Genomic DNA, 18,991 nt, shown 5'->3' with positions numbered 1-18,991 from the left:
TCTCTCTTACAGTATGGCATTTGCGATGAAAGTAACCTCACAAGTTGAAGCGCAGCGTAAGATTCTGGAAGAAGCCGTCTCCACCGCGCTGACGCTCGCTTCAGGTAAATCAGATGGCGCCGAAGTGGCGGTCAGCAAAACCACCGGTATTAGCGTGAGTACCCGCTATGGCGAAGTGGAAAATGTAGAATTCAACAGCGATGGCGCGCTGGGGATCACGGTGTATCACCAGAATCGCAAAGGCAGTGCCTCCTCGACCGACCTCAGCCCGGATGCCATTGCCCGGACGGTGCAGGCGGCGCTGGATATCGCCCGTTATACCTCGCCAGACCCTTACGCTGGCGTGGCGGATAAAGAGCTGCTGGCCTTTGACGCCCCGGATCTCGACCTTTTCCACCCAGCGGACGTCACCCCGGACGAAGCCATTGAACTGGCAGCCCGCGCTGAGCAGGCTTCCCTGCAGGCCGATAAACGTATTACCAATACCGAAGGCGGCAGCTTCAACAGCCATTACGGCATCAAAGTGTTCGGCAACAGCCACGGCATGCTGCAGGGCTACTGCTCCACCCGTCATTCGCTCTCCAGCTGCGTGATCGCCGAAGAGAACGGCGACATGGAGCGCGACTACGCCTACACCATCGGCCGTGCGCTGGGGGATTTACAGTCTCCGGAGTGGGTCGGTAAAGAGTGCGCCGAACGCACGCTGTCACGACTGTCACCGCGTAAACTCTCCACCATGAAGGCCCCGGTCATTTTTGCCAATGAAGTGGCGACCGGACTGTTTGGCCATCTGGTGGGCGCTATCGCCGGGGGCTCCGTGTACCGTAAATCGACCTTCCTGCTCGACTCGCTGGGCAAGCAGATCCTGCCGGACTGGCTGACCATCGAAGAGCATCCGCACCTGCTGAAAGGCCTCGCCTCCACACCGTTCGACAGCGAAGGCGTGCGTACCGAACGTCGTGATATCGTCAAAGACGGCGTGCTGACCCAGTGGTTGCTGACCAACTACTCCGCGCGCAAGCTGGGGCTGAAAAGCACCGGGCATGCAGGCGGCATCCATAACTGGCGCATCGCCGGACAGGGCCTGAGCTTTGAGCAGATGCTGAAAGAGATGGGCACCGGGCTGGTCGTCACAGAGCTGATGGGCCAGGGCGTTAGCGGCATCACCGGGGATTACTCTCGCGGTGCGGCGGGCTTCTGGGTGGAAAATGGCGAAATCCAGTATCCGGTGAGCGAAATTACCATTGCCGGCAACCTGAAGGACATGTGGCGCAACATCGTTACGGTCGGTAACGATATTGAAACACGCAGCAATATACAGTGTGGTTCTGTATTACTCCCGGAAATGAAAATCGCCGGACAATAGAGATAGCGTTTTGTTAATAATAAAAAAGGAAGTGAGCAATGCGTAAACATCTGTTAGCGATCGTCGCGGCTTCAACGCTGGTTCTTGGCTCTTCTGCGTTTGCTGCCGATCTTGAAGACGACATGGGCATCCTCGGGCAAAACCTGAAGGTGGTGCAGAAAACGGACAATGCGGCGGAAATGAAAGACGCGCTGACCAAAATGCGTGAAGCGGCGCTGGATGCCCAGAAAGCAACACCGCCTAAGCTTGAAAACAAAGCGGCAGACAGTGCCGAGATGAAAGACTACCGTCACGGCTTTGACGTGCTGGTAGGGCAAATCGACGGTGCGCTGAAGCTCGCCAACGAAGGCAAAGTGAAAGAAGCCCAGGCCGCGGCCGAGCAGTTTGTGACGACGCGCAACACGTATCATAAAAAGTACCGTTAATTGGGTGCCTGAGCTGTACGTCCTTCCCCGTATGCGGAGGCGCATTACGCGCCTCCACATCTTTGCTCCCTACTTGCCGGAGCGACAATCCATCCGCGCTATCACTTCAAGCGAGCCGTTTCGAAAACGGATCTCGCACAGTGTTTTCCTCGTCATCAGCGTTAAGATGATTATCGTCAAAGCAACAATCATCAAAACCCGGATAATTGGGGATTGGCGTTTCATGGATGCCTCCTTGCTTTAAAGCGGGCGAGGTAGCAAACATCACGTGGCTAGACGTGTCGTTTACAGCCCCGTCCTGATTTAAATTCAGGTAGGGGCTTTCCACTTTCCGTCCCTTGCCTGAGACGGTCAGTCTCAAGCACCCGTCGCCACTCTAGCGAATCCCCATAAGAAAACCTTATCCACGTCACATTTCTACGAGCCGACTCGTAATCTTTTCCACTTTGCTGACCTGTTTCTTGCCGCGTAATAGCGTGACATTCATCACGTAAATACAGTGGTTTATCCAGATTCAGCTCATTTATGTGGCACAGATCACTGCTGCGGCCCGCCTTTCCACTTCGAAGTGGAAAACAACTCGCTACAAACCCTTTCCCCCCGCCGTTAGTTTACTTACAGAGCCATTAACGGGGTAAGACCAGTGAGTAACGGAGCGGTAATGAACGACGTTGGGGAACAGGCAGTGCAAACAGAGCAGCTTGCGAACACGATGCTGCAGCAGGTTTACGCCCTGCTGGCCCGGCACAACATCATCCCCAATGCGGTACAGGAGCAGATGCTCACCTCCCACGTTCGTGCGATGGCGCACCGGTCCGTGACCGGCGAGCCGCTGCCGGAGGTTGAAGCGGAGCTGTTCGACGAAATTTCACCGGATTCAATGCGGCTGGCACGTGAAGTGGTGGCGCAGTTTGGCAACCTTCCTGATGAAGAGGCCTGGCTGCTCTCCGTTCACTTTGAAGTCGCGAAAGACAACCTTTAAGGAGCAACACATGGAACAGATTACAGTCGTGATTGGCGATCGCCTGGGTAAAGGTCAGAAAGTGGCCGCTGGTGTGGAAAAAGCGGGTGGACGCGCGGTGGTTGTGCCGGGCATGGCCGCGGATATGAAGCTGGGCGACGTGATGAAAGCGGAAAACGCCACCTTCGGTATCTCCTTCTGCGGCAGCGGCGGCGCGGGGGCCATCACCGCCCAGACCAAATATGGCTACAAAGCCAAATACGGTATGCGTTCCGTGGATGAAGGGGTGACTGCCATCAACGAAGGCTGCAACGTGCTGGGCTTTGGCTTTATGGATAAAGAAGAGCTGGGCGAGCGTCTGGTGCAGGCGTGGCAGAAAAAATACGGCGCATAAGCATGAAAGAACAGTTCACAACCACGGTGAGAGTGAAGGGGAAAGGCGACGCCAAAGCGCGCGCCTTTGCCGACGCGCTCAACCACGTTCAGGCCGCGGTGATGAAAGCCTCACCGCATATCTTACTGCGTATTGAGCCACAGGATGTGCAGGTCGTTCAGGCGCAAGAAGCGGTGCGAAAAGAAGCCTTTCTGTTCTTCTTTCTGCGCCGGGAAAGACGCACCTACAGCGTGGAGCTGGATGTGACCGTCAACGTGACCGCCATCAATCTTGACCAGGTGGATTTCGTCACGCAACGCTGATTATTCATAAAAGGGCAGACTGATGTTCTTAATTATATTAATAAAATCGCTCATCATCGGCGGCCTGGTAGGCGTCGGTGTCGGGGCCGGGGCTGCACGCATGTTTCATGCGCCTACCACACAGGGGATGGGCGCGTTTCGTACGTTGGGGGAGCTGAACTCCTGCGAAGGGGATCCGGCGTCTCACTTCTCCTTTGGGTTAGGTTTCTTCTTTAACGCCTGGGCCTCTTCCGTGGCCGCAGGGGCTTTCACACAGGACGTTGACCACCGCATCATCCCGAACTGGGGTGCGGCTGCACTGATGATCAAAAACCGTAACGTCGGCGAAACGCTGCACGACCCGCGCAAAATGGCGATTGCCTGCGGCGTGATCGGCATGGTCGTCGTGACCTTCCTGAACCTGACCGCCTCCTCGGTCCCTGCCGCACTGCAGGTCACCGCCGTGAAGGTGCTGGTGCCGGCGGCGAACCTGCTGGTCAACACCGTGATGCCGGTGATTTTCTGGCTGGCGGCCATCGACGCGGGTAAAAAATCAGGCTTCTGGGCCACCATCTTCGGCGGCGCGGCGCAGCTGATTATGGGGAACGCCGTACCGGGCCTGGTACTGGGGATCCTGATCGGTAAAGGCGTGGAAGAGAGCGGCTGGAACCACGTCACCAAAGTGATGATGGCGGCTATCGTCCTGCTCTTCGTGCTGAGCGGCTTCTTCCGCGGCTTCGACATGAAGATGATTGAATCCTTCCATCTGACCGTGCCGAACTGGCTCGACATGATCCACAACTCGCTCAGCGGTAAATAACAGGAGCCTGCAATGGAACAGAATAAAGGTTTTTGGTATGCCGACTGGTCGTTCCCGATCTTCGTTGGCCTGCTCTCCTCCGGCGTGTTCGCCGGGACGCACATGTACTACCTCTATGGCATCGGCGCGTTTAACGAAGTGGCTTTCGTGGCGATGCTGAAAGCCGGGATTGATACCGGCGTCTACGGCGCGGTGGCGGCGTTTGGCGCGAGTTTCCTGTTCGCCCGCATTATCGAAGGGTCGCTGGTCGGTATTCTCGACATCGGCGGCGCCATCCAGACCGGCGTGGGGCTGGGGGTTCCGGCACTGCTGCTGGGGGCGGGCATCATGTTCCCGGTGACCAACTTTATTGCCGCGCTGATCACCGGCCTGGTGATTGGTCTGGCGATTGGCTACGTCATTATCCTGGCGCGTAAGTTCACCATCAACCAGAGCAACTCCACTTACGGCGCAGACGTCATGATGGGCGCAGGTAACGCCTCCGGCCGCTTCCTGGGGCCGTTGATTATCCTCAGCGCCATGACCGCCTCCATCCCGATTGGCGTGGGCTCCCTGCTGGGCGCGCTGCTGTTCTACATCTGGCAGAAGCCCATTACCGGTGGCGCCATTCTGGGTGCAATGATTTTAGGCTGGCTGTTCCCGGTCGCCCTTTAATACCTGCGGGCGCGCTGGCGCCCGCCTTATCAGGAGAACCCCATGTTTGATTTACTCCTGCGCCGCGCGCGCCTTGCCGACGATACCCTGACCGATATCGCCATTCAGGACGGTTCGATCGCGGCGCTGGGCGAGATTGATGCTCCCGCGCATAAGACGGTTGAGCTGAACGGTGACGTGTTCGTCAGCGCAGGCTGGATCGACTCGCACGTTCACTGCTACCCGAACTCCCCGATTTACCACGACGAACCGGACAGCGTCGGGATTGCCACCGGCGTCACCAGCGTGGTGGATGCGGGCAGTACCGGGGCAGACGACGTGGACGATTTCTATGAAATTACCCGCAAAGCCACCACCGAGGTGTTCGCGCTGTTGAACATCTCCCGCGTAGGGCTGATTGCCCAGAACGAGCTGGCCAATATGGCCAATGTTGACGCCGACGCGGTGAAACAGGCGGTAAAACGCCACCCTGATTTTATCGTCGGCCTGAAGGCGCGCATGAGCAGCAGCGTGGTCGGTGACAACGGCATTGCGCCGCTTGCGCGTGCGAAAGCCATCCAGAAAGAGAACGGCGACCTGCCGCTGATGGTGCACATCGGCAATAACCCGCCAAACCTCGACGAAATCGCCGAATTGCTGAGCACGGGCGACATCATCACCCACTGCTATAACGGCAAACCCAACCGCATTCTGACGCCTTCCGGCGAGCTGCGGGCGTCCATTACGTCTGCGCTGAAGCGCGGCGTACGGCTGGACGTTGGCCACGGTACGGCGAGCTTCAGCTTTGAGGTGGCGAAACGCGCCATCGCGATGGGCATTCTGCCCCACACCATCAGCTCGGATATCTACTGCCGCAACCGCATCAATGGCCCGGTCGGGTCGCTGGCGAGCGTGATGTCTAAATTCCTCGCCATCGGCATGTCATTGCCGCAGGTGATTGACTGCGTGACCGCGAACGCGGCTGATGGACTGCGACTGGCGCGCAAAGGGCGCATTCAACCCGGCCTTGACGCCGACCTGACGCTGTTCACCGTTAAACGTCAGCCGACGGTGCTGACGGATGCCGAAAACGACAGCCTGCAGGCTGAACACATTCTGGTGCCGCTTGCCGCGATCCGCGCGGGCAAGGGCTACATGACCGAACAAGGGAGCACGGAACATGCCTTCGATTTATGAGAAATACAACTTAAAGCAGGTCATCAACACCTCCGGCCGCATGACGGCGCTGGGCGTCTCCACGCCGCGCCCGGAAGTGGTTCAGGCGGCGATGGACGGCATGAATCACTATTTTGAGATGAAGGATCTGGTTAACAAAACCGGGGAATACATCGCGAAGCTGCTGGACGTTGAAGGGGCGACTGTGGTCTCCTGCGCCTCGGCGGGCATTGCCCAGTCGGTGGCGGCGGTGCTGGTGAAAGACAGTGACTGGCTGCTGGAAAACCTGCACGTGACGCCCGTTGAGAACAACGAGATCGTCCTGCCGAAAGGGCACAACGTTAACTTCGGCGCGCCGGTGGGCACCATGGTGGCGCTGGGCGGCGGCAGGGTGGTGGAAGCGGGCTATGCCAACGAATGTTCCGCCGATCAGCTGGCGGCGGCAATCACCCCACGCACCGCGGCGATCCTGTACATCAAATCGCACCACTGCGTGCAGAAAAGCATGCTCAGCGTTGAGCAGGCGGCGGTGGTGGCGCGTAAGCACGATCTTCCGCTGATCGTCGACGCGGCAGCGGAAGAAGATCTGCATACCTACTACCGATCCGGGGCCGATCTGGTGATTTACAGCGGCGCGAAGGCGATTGAAGGGCCTACCAGCGGGCTGGTGATCGGCAAGACCCGCTACGTCGAGTGGGTGAAGCGCCAGACGGCGGGCATTGGCCGCGCGATGAAGGTCGGCAAAGAGGGGATCCTCGGCCTGACCTGCGCCATCGAACACTACCTGACGGCGACCAAAGAGAGCGGTGCGGAAATGGTGGCGAAGATGACGCCGTTTATCGACGCACTCAACACCCTGAACGGCGTCACGGCGCGCGTGGTCTGGGACAGCGCGGGCCGCGATATCGCGCGCACCGAGATTAAGTTCGACGAAGCCATTACTGGCATCGGCACCGGCGAGCTGGTGAATGCCCTGAAGCAGGGCGAATACGCCATTTACTTCCGTGGCTACAAGGCCAACGAAGGGATCATCGAAGCGGACGTGCGCAGCGTGAATGCTGACCAGTTGAACATTGTGTACCGTCGCATTAGTGAAGTGTTAGGACAGGAGAATAAGGCATGAAACTGACCCCCAATTTTTACCGTGACCGCGTCTGTCTGAACGTGCTGGCAGGTTCGAAGGCTAATGCCAGCGCCATTTACGAGGCGGCGGAAGGTCATGTGCTGGTGGGCGTGCTCTCCAAAAATTATCCGGACGTAGCCAGCGCGGTCGCTGATATGCGTGAGTACGCGGCGCTGATTGACAACGCGCTCTCGGTAGGACTTGGCGCAGGCGACCCGAACCAGTCGGCGATGGTGAGCGAAATCGCCCGCCAGGTGCAGCCGCAGCACGTCAATCAGGTCTTTACCGGCGTCGCCACCAGCCGTGCGCTGCTGGGGCAGAACGACTCCGTGGTCAACGGTCTGGTCTCACCGACCGGCACCGTCGGCATGGTGAAAATCTCCACCGGCCCGCTGAGCAGCGCAGCTATGGACGGCATTGTGCCGGTGGAAACCGCGATTGCCCTGCTGAAAGATTTCGGCGGCAGCTCAATCAAATACTTCCCGATGGGCGGGCTCAAGTGCCGTGACGAATATCAGGCTGTAGCAGTAGCCTGCGCCCGTCACGACTTCTGGCTGGAGCCGACCGGGGGAATCGATCTGGAGAATTTTGAGGAGATCCTGCAGATCGCCCTGGACGCAGGCGTGAGCAAAATCATCCCGCATATCTACAGCTCGATTATCGACAAAGCCAGCGGTGATACGCGTCCGGAAGATGTGCGTACGTTGCTGGCGATGACGAAGAAGCTGGTGATGTAATTAAAACAACACCCCTCACCCTAACCCTCTCCCCAAAGGGGAGAGGGGACGATTACTCCCTCGCCCCTTTGGGGAGAGGGCCGGGGTGAGGGGAAACACACCGCACTCACCTGAAGGAGCCACCATGCACACCCGTAACCTGCTTGTCGCTTCACTCTCTTTACTTGCCAGCGCCGCTGTCGCCCAGACGCAGTACGCCTGGGTGGGTACCTATAACCCTAACGGGGAAGGGCTGTACCGCTTTACCATCGACCCGCAAACCGGCGCGCTCGGCAATAAAACGCTGGTGAGCAAACTGCCGAACGCCGCGCAGCTGACCGTCTCGCCCGACGGCAAAACGCTCTATCTGGCAAGCGAAGTGGAGCAGGGCGTGGTGCAGGCGCTGCGCATCGGCGATAAGGGAGAGCTGAGCGAGCTCAATCAGGTGGCGTCCGGCGGGGCCGGGCCAGTTTATCTTTCGCTGACGCCAAATGGCCAGCATCTGCTGGTGGCCAACTACGTCAGCGGGTCGATTGCCGTTCTGCCGGTTAAGGCAGACGGCAGCCTGGGGGAGGCCACGGACATCCATCAGGATCAGGGCGAACCGGGCGCGGCAAAACCGGAAGCGGCCGCTGAAGGCAGTTTTGCCATCAGCGATCACAACGGACCTCATGCGCACATGATCGCCGCCGATCCCAGCGGGAAATACGTGTTTTCCACCGATCTGGGGTTAGATCGCATCTACCAGTACCGCCTGGACGAGCGAACCGGCACGCTGACACCAAACGATCCGCCTTTTATTCGCGCCTCCTCAAAAGGGGCCGGACCGCGCCATTTCGTCTTCACGCCGAAGGGGGACGCCCTGTGGCTGATTAATGAAGAGGCGTCGACGCTCACCCACTATGCCGTGCAGGCCAACGGCACGTTGAAAGAGGGCAAAACAGTGTCTGCCCTGCCGGAAGGGTACAAAGGCACCAGTTTTGCGGCGGGGCTGGCGTTAAGCGCCGATGGTAAACAGCTGTATGTGGCTAACCGTTTGCATAACAGCATCGGGCACTTTACCGTAACAGCGGAGGGCACGCTGACGCATCAGGATGATGTCTGGACGCGAGGCGATTACCCGCGCACCCTGACGCTCGATAAACAGGGCCGCTGGCTGTACGTTATGAACCAGCGCAGCGACAACATTACCCGTTTCCGCGTCGGTCAGGACGGCAGGCTAAGCGTTGAGCCAGACTATACCCCGGTCGGCAGCCCATCCCAGATGGTCATTTCACCTTAAGCCGTAAGAGGACAACGACGTGCGATTCCCGAACCAACGTTTAGCGCAACTTTTCGATCTGTTGCAAAACGAGACGCTGCCACAGGACGAGCTGGCGCAGCGGCTGTCGGTCTCCACGCGAACCGTCCGTGCGGATATCACCGCCCTCAACGCGCTGCTGGCAGGCCACGGCGCACAGTTCATTCTGAGCCGGGGCAACGGCTACCAGCTCAAAATTGAGGATGCCGAGCGCTATCAGCAGCTGCAGGCCTCTCACCCGCGCGCGCTGCGCATTCCGCGGACCGGGCCGGAGCGCGTGCACTATCTGGTGGTGCGTTTTCTGACCTCGGCCTTTTCCCTCAAGCTTGAGGATCTGGCGGACGAGTGGTTCGTCAGCCGCGCCACGCTGCAGAGCGACATGGCCGAGGTGCGCGAGTGGTTCCACCGCTATAACCTGACGCTGGAAACCCGTCCTCGCCACGGGATGAAGCTGTTTGGCAGCGAGATGGCGATCCGCGCGTGCCTGACCGATCTGCTCTGGGAGCTGGCCCAGCAGGACAGCCTGAATCCACTGGTGACGGAGGTTGCGCTGAATGCGGGCGTGGCGGAGCAGATGGTACCGGTGCTGCATGACGCACTGACGCATCATCACATCCGCCTGACCGACGAAGGCGAGCTGTTCCTGCGCCTGTACTGCGCGGTGTCGGTGCGCCGCATCAGCGAAGGTTACCCGCTGCCGGAATTCCATGCCGAAGACGTGGAAGAGAACGTGCGAGAGGCGGCGAAAGAAATTGCCGTGACCCTCCAGCAGCTGGCGGGCAAAGCGCTTTCACCTTCGGAGGAGAGCTGGCTGTGCGTCCACATCGCCGCGCGGCAGATCCAGGAGATTGCGCCCAGCGCCATTAATGCCGACGACGACGAAGCGCTGGTTAACTATATCCTGCGCTACATTAACACCCACTATAACTACAACCTGCTCAGCGACGAACAGCTGCATGCGGATCTGCTCACGCACATCAAAACCATGATCACCCGCGTGCGGTATCAAATCATGATCCCGAATCCGCTGCTTGATAACATCAAGCAGCACTACCCGATGGCGTGGGATATGACCCTGGCGGCGGTGTCGAGCTGGGGCAAATATACGCCGTATGTGATCAGCGAAAACGAGATTGGCTTCCTGGTGCTGCACATCGGCGTCGGGCTGGAGCGCCACTACAACATTGGCTACCAGCGCCAGCCGCGCGTGCTGCTGGTGTGTGACGCCGGTAACGCCATGGTGCGCATGATTGAGGCGGTGCTGCAGCGCAAATACCCGCAAATTGAGATGACGCGCACCCTCACCCTGCGCGAGTACGAACAGGCGGAATCCATCAGCGAAGATTTTGTTATTTCCACCGTCCGCGTCAGCGAAAAGTCGAAACCGGTGGTGATGATTGCCCCGTTCCCGACGGATTACCAGCTGGAGCAGATCGGCAAGCTGGTGCTGGTGGACCGCACCCGCCCGTGGATGCTGGATAAATACTTTGACGCAGCCCATTTCCGCATTATTAACACGCCTGTTGACCAGCAGACCCTGTTCCGGGAGCTGTGCGAACAGCTTGAAGAAGAGGGCTTTGTGGGGGAAGCCTTTCTGGAGTCGGTCGTTGAGCGTGAGGCCATCGTCAGCACCATGCTCGGGGACGGCATCGCGCTGCCGCACTCCCTCGGCCTGCTGGCGCAGAAAACGGTGGTCTATACCGTCCTCGCCCCGCAGGGCATCCCGTGGGGTGACGAGACCGCGCACGTCATCTTCCTGCTCGCCATCAGCAAAAGCGAGTACGAAGAGGCGATGGCGATTTACGATATCTTCGTCACCTTCCTGCGCGAACGGGCGATGTCGCGGCTCTGTGGCTGCAGGGATTTTGCCGGGTTTAAGGCGGTGGCGATGGAGAGTTTGAGTCGGTTTTGAGAGGCGTTATCCAGAATTCGATGTAATGCGAATGTAATGCTAAAATGCATTACATATTCCGTTCTACTGGAGGCATAATGGCCACGCTTAACGTCCGTCTGGATGACAAACTCAAAAACGAGGCTTACGCCGTGCTGGAAAAACTCAACATCACCCCAACGGAAGCCGTGCGGTTACTGTTTCAATACGTTGCTGAAACGGGGCGCATGCCCGTGAAAACGGTCACGATTAGCGACAGTGAAGATGCGCTGATACAGACGGTCCGGGAGCGACTGGCTAATCCGCAAAAGGGCGTTAAGGTTAGTCTGGATGACTTATGAACTGGTATTTGACCCGAGGGCGTTAAAGGAGTGGCATAAGCTGGGTGATACGGTGAAAGCGCAGTTTAAGAAAAAACTTGCCGAGGTGCTGGCGAAACCCTGGAACGAATCAGCTCGTTTACACGGCCTGCCTGATTGTTACAAAATAAAACTTAAAGCGTCCGGCTATCGCCTGGTCTATCAGGTTCAGGACGAAGTAGTGAAAGTCGTTGTTATTGCCATTGGGAAAAGAGAACATTCGGCCGTTTATCATGACGCAAACAAACGGCTTTAGCGTTTACCGCAGATAATGCACGACCTGGTTACTGCTGCCTCGCCAGATAAGCGACGGGTCTTTTAAATCCTGCATAAACTTGCCGTCGACCAGCACGTTAATCAGGTCCACGACCTCCCTCTGAGCCGCATTCAGTTCATCCAGCTTATAGCCCGTCCAGACCCAGATGTCTTTTCCCGCACATTCGCGGCGAATGCGTTTCACCAGCTTCAGAATATCCGGCACGTTTTGCGGATGCAGCGGATCGCCGCCGGAGAGCGAAATCCCCTGGCGTTTGATGCGCGTGTCGTTCAGGTCGTTGATGATCCTGTCTGCCATCTCAGCGGTAAACGGCATGCCGGAATTGAGGCGCCAGGTGCTTTTGTTATAGCAGCCGGGGCACTCGTGCACGCAGCCGGAAACGAACAGGGTGCAGCGGGTGCCGGGGCCGTTAACGATGTCGACGGGGTAGTACTGGTGATAGTTCATTGCGAATAACCACGCCGGGTGGCGCTGCGCTTACCCGGCCTACAAAAGAGTGTGGTCCGTAGGCCCGGTAAGCGCAGCGCCACCCGGCATTAACGTGGCAGCGGATTAACCGATCTGCCCATTCCCCAGATGCTTCACGCGGCGCTTCACCTCTTCCTGCTTACCGGCGTTAAACGGACGCGCGTCCGGGCTGCCGAGGTAGCCGCACACGCGGCGGGTCACGGAGACGCGAGCCGCATCGTGATTGCCACATTTCGGGCAGGTAAAGCCTTTACTCGTACATTCAAACTCACCGGTAAAACCGCACTCGTAGCACTCGTCTATCGGCGTGTTGGTTCCGTAATACGGCACGTGCTGGTAGCTGTAATCCCACACGTCTTCCAGCGCCTTCAGGTTGTGCTGAATGTTCGGATACTCGCCGTAGCAAATGAAGCCGCCGCTGGCGATAGGCGGATACGCCGCTTCGAAGTCGATCTTGTCGTACGGGTTCACCTTTTTCTCCACGTCGAGGTGGAAGCTGTTGGTGTAGTACCCTTTGTCGGTCACGCCTTCGACAATGCCAAACTCGGCGGTGTCCAGACGGCAGAAGCGGTCGCACAGGTTTTCGCTCGGCGTGCTGTAGAGGCTGAAGCCGTAGCCGGTCTCCTCTTTCCACTGGTCCACCGCGTCGCGCAGACGCTGGACGATAGCGATGCCTTTCTCACGCAGCACGGCGCTGTCGTACATATGCGTATCGCCAAACAGCGCGTTGATGGTCTCGTGGATACCGATATAGCCCAGCGAAATTGACGCGCGACCGTTTTTGAAGATCTCAGACACGTCATCGTCCGCTTTCAGACGCACGCCGCAGGCCCCTTCCATATAGAGAATAGGGGCGACACGGGCTTTGACCCCTTCGAGACGCGCAATGCGGGTCATCAGCGCTTTACGCGCCAGCTGCAGACGCTCGTCCAGCAGCGTCCAGAAGGCGTCCTCGTTACCTTTCGCTTCCAGCGCGATGCGCGGCAGGTTCAGACTGATAACGCCCAGGTTGTTGCGCCCGTCGTGGATCTGCTCACCGTTTTCGTCTTCGTACACGCCGAGGAAGCTGCGGCAGCCCATCGGCGTTTTAAATGAACCGGTGACCTTCACCACCTGGTCGTAGTTCAGAATGTCCGGGTACATACGCTTGCTCGCGCACTCCAGCGCCAGCTGTTTGATGTCGTAGTTCGGATCGCCAGATTTGTGGTTCAGACCGTCGCGGATGGCGAACACCAGTTTCGGAAACACGGCGGTTTTGCGGTTTTTACCGAGCCCGGAGATACGGTTGCGCAGAATGGACTGCTGGATAAGACGCGATTCCCAGCTGGTGCCCAGACCAAAACCGAAGGTCACAAACGGCGTCTGGCCGTTGGCGGTATGCAGGGTATTCACCTCATACTCAAGAGACTGGAACGCGTCATAGCACTCTTTCTCGGTACGGGAGTGCGCGTAGCCGTCGGCGTCCGGGATTTGCCACTCTTCGGCCGTTTTACGGTGTTTATTGAAGCTTGCCGTCACGAACGGGGCCAGCACCTCGTCGATACGGTTAATGGTGGTCCCACCGTAAATATGGCTCGCGACCTGCGCGATGATCTGGGCGGTAACAGCCGTCGCTGTGGAGATCGACTTCGGCGGCTCAATCTCGGCATTACCCATTTTAAAGCCGTGGGTCAGCATGCCTTTCAGGTCGATCAGCATGCAGTTGAACATCGGGAAGAAGGGCGAGTAGTCGAGATCGTGGTAGTGGATCTCGCCGCGCTCGTGCGCCGACACCACGTCGCGCGGCAGCAGATGCTGACGAGCATAGTGTTTCGCCACGATACCGGCCAGCAGATCGCGCTGGGTAGGGATAACCTTGCTGTCTTTGTTGGCGTTTTCATTGAGCAGGGCGGAGTTGGTCTGCTCCACCAGGCCACGGATCTCCTGGTTCAGGCGGCCGCGCTTCTCACGCTGTACGTCACGATCGTGGCGGTACTCAATGTAAGCACGCGCCAGCTGTTTGTAGGGCCCCGCCATCAGCTGGTTCTCAACCGCGGTCTGGATCTCGTTAATATCGACCTGGCTGCGTTCATTCATCTGGCGGCTAACGACGTCTGCGACGGTGGCGCAGTAATCTGCGTCATCGACTCCCGCTGCTTTAGCTGCACGCAGAATGGCTTCCTGAATGCGCTCTGATTTAAACGGCACTTTACAGCCATCACGTTTCATCACATGCGGTGTCATGATCACTCCATTTTTTAAAAACAGGTTATCCACAGAGGCGGAGAAGTATTCACCGGACAGATCCTGAGACCGGCCAGTCACTTCCCTCGTTTCTGACCCTTGTTATCCACAATTCCGGAGAGCGGAGTCGCCGTCTTGTTGTTGGAATAGTAGACGATTAATACAAGATGTTGGGTCGGCGTGCATTTTAAGTGCTACATATAGTGATTTGCATCAAACATGTTTGCGATTTATTTGATTCAGAACAAAGTAAAAAGACGAGAGTACAAACGGCGGGCGCTGTAGCGATTGTAAATGCGGAAAGGAAAAATCTGATTAATTATTCAACAAAAACAGTAAAGTACACCGGGCGCAACGGATGCGCCCGGTGAAGGTATTACGCCTGTAACCACCAGACGGCCTCAAACGGACGCAGCGTCGTTTTCTGCGGCGACGGGTAGTTGCTTATCACCGTTTGCCACGCGCCGCTCAGGAGGTCAGTCGTCCATTCATGAGGTTTATCGCTCAGGTTCGCCACTACCATCAGCGTCTGCCCCTGCCACTGGCGGCGATAGCACCACAGGGATGGGTGCTCCGGCAGCAGATCCTCATAATCCCCCCACGTCAGCACCGGCAGGGTTTTGCGCAGGCTGATGAGAGACTGGTAGGTGTAAAACACCGAGTCCGGGTCATCCAGCGCCGCGCGGACGTTGACGGTTTCGTAGTTATCGCAGACGCCAATCCACGGCTCGCCCTCGCTGAACCCCGCGTTGTGCGAGGCATCCCACTGCATCGGCGTGCGGCCGTTGTCTCGGGACTTACTTGCCAGGATAGCCAGTAATTCCTCCGGATCGCGACCGTTGGCCCGCAGTTCGGCGAACATATTCAGACTTTCCACGTCGCGATAATCGGTGATGCGGCTGAAATGCGGGTTGGTCATACCGAGCTCTTCGCCCTGGTAGATATACGGGGTGCCCTGCATGCCGTGCAGCACCATGCCGAGCATCTTCGCGGCGTGAACGCGGTATTCTCCTTCGTCACCGAAGCGCGACACAATGCGCGGCTGGTCGTGGTTACACCAGAACAGCGCATTCCAGGCTTTGTTGTGCATGCCCTGCTGCCAGTGACGGAAGAGGGTTTTCAGCGCAACGAAGTCCGGCTTCGCCTTCGTCCATTTTTCGCCGCCGGGATAATCGACCTTCAGGTGGTGGAAGTTAAAGGTCATCGACAGCTCGCGGCCGTCGAGCGACGCGTATTGCTGGCAGTTCTCCAGCGAGGTCGAGGACATCTCGCCCACCGTCATCAAATTACGTGGGGTGAAGACGTCGCGGCTCATCTCCTGCAGATACTCGTGGATGCGCGGCCCGTCTGTATAGAAACGGCGGCCGTCACCGGTTTCGTCATTCGGGAAATCCTGATCTTTCGAAATCAGGTTAATGACGTCGAGACGCAGGCCATCCACGCCCCTGTCGGCCCAGAACTCGCACACTTTTTTCAGCTCGGCGCGCACGTCCGGGTTCTCCCAGTTGAGATCTGCCTGCTCCGGGGCGAACAGGTGCAGGTAATACTGCTCGCTCTCGGCGTGCCAGCGCCAGGCGTTGCCGCCGAACTTGGAGCGCCAGTTGTTAGGAAGCTGCTCCGGTGTGCCGTCGCGCCAGATGTAAAACTGGCGGTACGGACTGGCTTTGTTCAGCGATTCCCGGAACCAGGCGTGCTGCGTGGAGGTGTGGTTAAACACCATATCCAGCACGATGCGAATGCCGCGCGCGTGCGCACCGGCCACCAGCGCGTCAAAATCATCCAGCGTGCCGTAGGCCGGGTCGATGGCGGTGTAGTTCGCCACGTCGTAGCCGTTATCCACCTGCGGGGAGATATAGAACGGCGTCAGCCAGATGGCATCGATGCCGAGGGTTTTGAGGTAGTCCAGCCGCTGCGTCACGCCGCGTAAATCACCGGTGCCGCTGCCGGTGGTGTCCTGAAAACTCTTTGGGTAAATCTGATAGATGACGCCGTTCTGCCACCAGTGAGGAAGGGTATTCATAATGCGTTCCTGCAAATGCGAAGGGGCGCAACTGCGCCCCGAAAGATAATGTTAAACAATCTGCAGCGCGCCCTGACGGAACTTACGCTGATAAACCACGGTGGTGAGCGCCATGGGGACGATGATCGCAATGGCCATCGCGAGGGCAAACACCTGCCAGTAAGCGGGCTGGATAGAGAGGATGCCCGGCAGACCCCCGACGCCGATCCCGTTCGCCATCACGCCGTTCAGACCACACACCAGGCCTGCCAGACCGGAACCGATCATCGCGCAGAGCATCGGGAAGCGGTATTTCAGGTTGATGCCGTACATGGCCGGTTCAGTGACGCCGAGGTAAGCGGAGATGGCGGCCGGAACGGAGATCTCACGCTCGTTATGCTTACGGCTGACAAGGATAATGCCCGTGACCGCCGATGCCTGAGCGATGTTAGACAGGGCGATAATCGGCCAGACCGGCGTTCCGCCAAGGCTCTGGATCATCTGCATATCAATGGCCAGCGTGGTCTGGTGTACGCCGGTGATCACCAGCGGGGCGTACAGGAAGCCAAACAGCGCGGCACCAATCGGCGCAAAGCTGCCGGTCATCAGATGACGGACCGCGAAGGCCACGCCGTCGCCAATCATGCGGCCAAACGGACCGATAAAGGCGTGCGCCAGGAACACGGCCAGAATCAGCGAGCAGACCGGCACCACCACCAGATAGAGATAATCCGGCACGATGCGCTTCAGACGCGTTTCAATAAAGCCCAGCGCCAGACCAGCCAGCAGGGCCGGAATGACCTGTGCCTGATAGCCCACTTTGGCGATGGTAAACAGGCCAAAGTTCCACACCTCCGGGACCTGCTGACCAAGTAAGTAAGCGTTCATTAACTGCGGAGAGACCAGCGTGACGCCCAGCACGATACCCAGAATTGGGGTACCGCCCATCTTGCGCACCGCGGACCAGCAAATTCCCACCGGCAGATAGAAGAAGATCGCTTCGCCAATCAGCCACAGGAAGTCGTATACGGTTTTCAGCGCCGGATAGATCTGCGCCAGGGTTTTGCCGTCGCTCATCGGCACATCACCGATGACGTTGCGGAAGCCTAAAATCAAGCCTCCGCTGATCAGCGCCGGCAGCAGCGGGAAGAAGATCTCCGCGAAGTGGGAGATCAGCTGCTCGTGCCATTTCATATTCTGACGCGCGGCCTTCTTCGCCTGCTCTTTATCGGCGGAGGAGTGCCCCGTCGTCGCCAGCAGAGCCTGATAGTAATCGCCCACTTCGGTACCAATCACCACCTGGAATTGCCCGGCGTTGGTAAAGCAGCCTTTCACCATCGAGAGCTCTTCAATGGCCTTCGGGTTGGCTTTAGCCGGATCGTTCAGCACGAAGCGCAGGCGGGTAATGCAATGGCTGACGGTGGCGATGTTTTCGCGGCCGCCGACCAGGACGATCAACTGATCAATATCTGCTTGTTTGACTTTACTCATCATGAAACCTCATGACAGATGGGAGGGGTGTAATGACCTGAGCGCAAGCCTACTCCTTCAGCGTGACGGCGAAAATGGGAACGTTCCCGAAATCGGGCGAAGATCACAATAAACCGATTTATGTGGGTTATGAAAGGTGGGCGGGAATAACAATCTGACGCGGCTCAGCGCGTCCGTTGATCTGCTCGATCAGCTGCGCGGCAGCCTGCCTGCCGGACTCCGCGTAGCCCGGATCGACGGTGATAATTTCCGGGTGTAAAAACTTCATCAGCGGTGTGCTGCCCACGCTCGCTACCTGCAGGTTATCGATGCGTTGTTCCTGTAAATATTTGCTCGCACCCAGCGCCAGGGTATCCGTGGCGCACACCAGCGCGGTGGTTTGCGGCGTCAGGACGCTGGCGACCTGCTCGTAGCCCTGCTTCATGCCGAGACCCGGCAGGGAGGCCACGGCGGAGAGATTGTGTTTTTTGCAAAAGGCCAGGTAGGCTTCATGACGACGCTTGCCGGTGGTGACGTCCGCATGGGGAACGCCGAGGTAGCTGATGTGGCGATGGCCTTTGTCATACAGGCGCTGCATCAGGGTAATAATCGCCCCTTCGTCGTCATAGCAGACAGACGCAAAACCGTGGGCATCGCGCGCCAGCAGCACCAGCGACGGCTGCCAGGGTTTCAGCATCTCCTCTTTGATGCCGGTAAAGCCAAACAGCACCACGCCGTCAATGTTGCGCCGCTGAAGCATACCCAGGTGCTCTTCAACCAGCTGCACAGAGAACTGGCTCTCCATCATGATCGGGTCATAACCCTGCTCATAGAAGGCGGGCAGCATGGTCTGCACGGCGAGGTTTTCAGAGAGCGAATCCAGACGCGAGACAATGATCGCCACCACTTTGTCACTCTGTCCGCGCATGGCGCGCGCGGAGCGGGAAGGGGAAAAGCCGTGCTGGTTCATGACCGCCTCAACGCGTTCGCGGGTGCGTTCGCTGACCCCACTTTCGTTGTTCAGCACGCGCGACACGGTGGATTTCCCCACGCCGCTTAAACGCGCGATGTCTTTAATCGTAAGGCGGTTCTGCATGCTGTATTCCCTG

20 protein-coding genes are annotated in these 18,991 nt (G+C 58.2%); 14 read left to right on the top strand and 6 right to left on the bottom strand.

Annotation, left to right across the window (positions count from 1 at the left end; translation table 11 throughout):
• The first annotated feature begins 13 nt into the window (after nt 1–13).
• Together pmbA and cybC are read left to right on the top strand one after the other, a co-directional pair.
• A complete protein-coding gene (pmbA, locus tag EKN83_RS06930) occupies nt 14–1,366 on the top strand; it encodes a metalloprotease PmbA (protein ID WP_032672597.1) in 1,353 nt (450 codons plus the stop codon).
• Nucleotides 1,367–1,404: 38 nt separating this feature from the next.
• On the top strand, nt 1,405–1,791 hold the full coding sequence (gene cybC / locus EKN83_RS06925; protein WP_025759075.1) for a cytochrome b562: 387 nt from the start codon (nt 1,405–1,407) through the stop codon (nt 1,789–1,791).
• Between the two features lie 69 nt (nt 1,792–1,860).
• Here the strand turns inward: cybC and EKN83_RS06920 are convergent, their stop codons facing one another.
• Complete coding sequence (locus tag EKN83_RS06920) at nt 1,861–1,983, bottom strand: Hok/Gef family protein (protein WP_255220602.1); 123 nt, start codon at nt 1,981–1,983, stop codon at nt 1,861–1,863.
• 451 nt (nt 1,984–2,434) lie between these two features.
• Between EKN83_RS06920 and EKN83_RS06915 the strand changes: the two genes are divergently transcribed.
• The 12 genes from EKN83_RS06915 to EKN83_RS06860 all read left to right on the top strand — a co-directional run bounded on the left by EKN83_RS06915 (nt 2,435) and on the right by EKN83_RS06860 (nt 11,701).
• Nucleotides 2,435–2,773, top strand: a complete 339-nt coding sequence (locus EKN83_RS06915) for a glycine dehydrogenase (RefSeq protein ID WP_025759077.1) — start codon at nt 2,435–2,437, stop codon at nt 2,771–2,773.
• A gap of 10 nt (nt 2,774–2,783) precedes the next feature.
• Complete coding sequence (locus EKN83_RS06910) at nt 2,784–3,146, top strand: SFCGS family glycine-rich protein (protein WP_006810339.1); 363 nt, start codon at nt 2,784–2,786, stop codon at nt 3,144–3,146.
• Nucleotides 3,147–3,148: 2 nt separating this feature from the next.
• Nucleotides 3,149–3,448, top strand: coding sequence for a DUF4312 family protein (locus EKN83_RS06905; RefSeq protein WP_006810338.1), 300 nt, complete (start codon nt 3,149–3,151; stop codon nt 3,446–3,448).
• A 22-nt stretch (nt 3,449–3,470) separates the two neighbouring features.
• Nucleotides 3,471–4,247: a DUF4311 domain-containing protein gene (locus EKN83_RS06900; RefSeq protein WP_025759080.1), complete on the top strand. Its 777-nt coding sequence runs from the start codon at nt 3,471–3,473 to the stop codon at nt 4,245–4,247.
• Nucleotides 4,248–4,259: 12 nt separating this feature from the next.
• Nucleotides 4,260–4,901: a DUF4310 family protein gene (locus tag EKN83_RS06895; protein ID WP_008501407.1), complete on the top strand. Its 642-nt coding sequence runs from the start codon at nt 4,260–4,262 to the stop codon at nt 4,899–4,901.
• 42 nt (nt 4,902–4,943) lie between these two features.
• On the top strand, nt 4,944–6,077 hold the full coding sequence (locus EKN83_RS06890) for an amidohydrolase/deacetylase family metallohydrolase (protein ID WP_126800572.1): 1,134 nt from the start codon (nt 4,944–4,946) through the stop codon (nt 6,075–6,077).
• Nucleotides 6,061–7,179, top strand: a complete 1,119-nt coding sequence (locus EKN83_RS06885; protein WP_095450375.1) for a DgaE family pyridoxal phosphate-dependent ammonia lyase — start codon at nt 6,061–6,063, stop codon at nt 7,177–7,179. Before EKN83_RS06890 ends, EKN83_RS06885 begins: the two co-directional genes overlap by 17 nt.
• A complete protein-coding gene (gene dagF, locus EKN83_RS06880) occupies nt 7,176–7,916 on the top strand; it encodes a 2-dehydro-3-deoxy-phosphogluconate aldolase (protein WP_126800571.1) in 741 nt (246 codons plus the stop codon). The genes EKN83_RS06885 and dagF overlap by 4 nt, the downstream gene beginning before the upstream one ends.
• 124 nt (nt 7,917–8,040) lie before the next feature.
• A complete protein-coding gene (locus EKN83_RS06875; protein ID WP_126800570.1) occupies nt 8,041–9,177 on the top strand; it encodes a lactonase family protein in 1,137 nt (378 codons plus the stop codon).
• A 19-nt stretch (nt 9,178–9,196) separates the two neighbouring features.
• Nucleotides 9,197–11,107, top strand: a complete 1,911-nt coding sequence (locus tag EKN83_RS06870) for a BglG family transcription antiterminator (protein WP_126800569.1) — start codon at nt 9,197–9,199, stop codon at nt 11,105–11,107.
• Between the two features lie 77 nt (nt 11,108–11,184).
• Nucleotides 11,185–11,427 (top strand): type II toxin-antitoxin system RelB/DinJ family antitoxin, encoded by a 243-nt coding sequence (locus tag EKN83_RS06865; protein WP_025759087.1) that lies wholly within the window; start codon nt 11,185–11,187, stop codon nt 11,425–11,427.
• Nucleotides 11,417–11,701, top strand: a complete 285-nt coding sequence (locus EKN83_RS06860; protein WP_126800568.1) for a type II toxin-antitoxin system RelE family toxin — start codon at nt 11,417–11,419, stop codon at nt 11,699–11,701. The genes EKN83_RS06865 and EKN83_RS06860 overlap by 11 nt, the downstream gene beginning before the upstream one ends.
• A 3-nt stretch (nt 11,702–11,704) precedes the next feature.
• Here EKN83_RS06860 and nrdG read toward each other — a convergent pair whose 3' ends face one another.
• The 5 genes from nrdG to treR all read right to left on the bottom strand — a co-directional run bounded on the left by nrdG (nt 11,705) and on the right by treR (nt 18,978).
• A complete protein-coding gene (gene nrdG / locus EKN83_RS06855; protein ID WP_126800567.1) occupies nt 11,705–12,169 on the bottom strand; it encodes an anaerobic ribonucleoside-triphosphate reductase-activating protein in 465 nt (154 codons plus the stop codon).
• Between the two features lie 105 nt (nt 12,170–12,274).
• Complete coding sequence (gene nrdD / locus EKN83_RS06850) at nt 12,275–14,413, bottom strand: anaerobic ribonucleoside-triphosphate reductase (RefSeq protein ID WP_047959760.1); 2,139 nt, start codon at nt 14,411–14,413, stop codon at nt 12,275–12,277.
• A 376-nt stretch (nt 14,414–14,789) separates the two neighbouring features.
• Complete coding sequence (gene treC, locus EKN83_RS06845; protein WP_126800566.1) at nt 14,790–16,433, bottom strand: alpha,alpha-phosphotrehalase; 1,644 nt, start codon at nt 16,431–16,433, stop codon at nt 14,790–14,792.
• 51 nt (nt 16,434–16,484) lie between these two features.
• Nucleotides 16,485–17,903, bottom strand: a complete 1,419-nt coding sequence (gene treB / locus EKN83_RS06840; protein ID WP_025759096.1) for a PTS trehalose transporter subunit IIBC — start codon at nt 17,901–17,903, stop codon at nt 16,485–16,487.
• Nucleotides 17,904–18,030: 127 nt separating this feature from the next.
• Nucleotides 18,031–18,978, bottom strand: coding sequence for a trehalose operon repressor TreR (gene treR / locus EKN83_RS06835; RefSeq protein ID WP_025759097.1), 948 nt, complete (start codon nt 18,976–18,978; stop codon nt 18,031–18,033).
• Nucleotides 18,979–18,991 lie beyond the last annotated feature (13 nt).

This window comes from Enterobacter sp. WCHEn090032, from assembly GCF_003986875.1.
GTDB classification, from domain to species: Bacteria; Pseudomonadota; Gammaproteobacteria; order Enterobacterales; family Enterobacteriaceae; genus Enterobacter; species Enterobacter sichuanensis.
The sequence above is the reverse complement of the archived record's forward strand: the minus strand, read 5'-3'. Positions and strand labels throughout refer to the sequence as shown.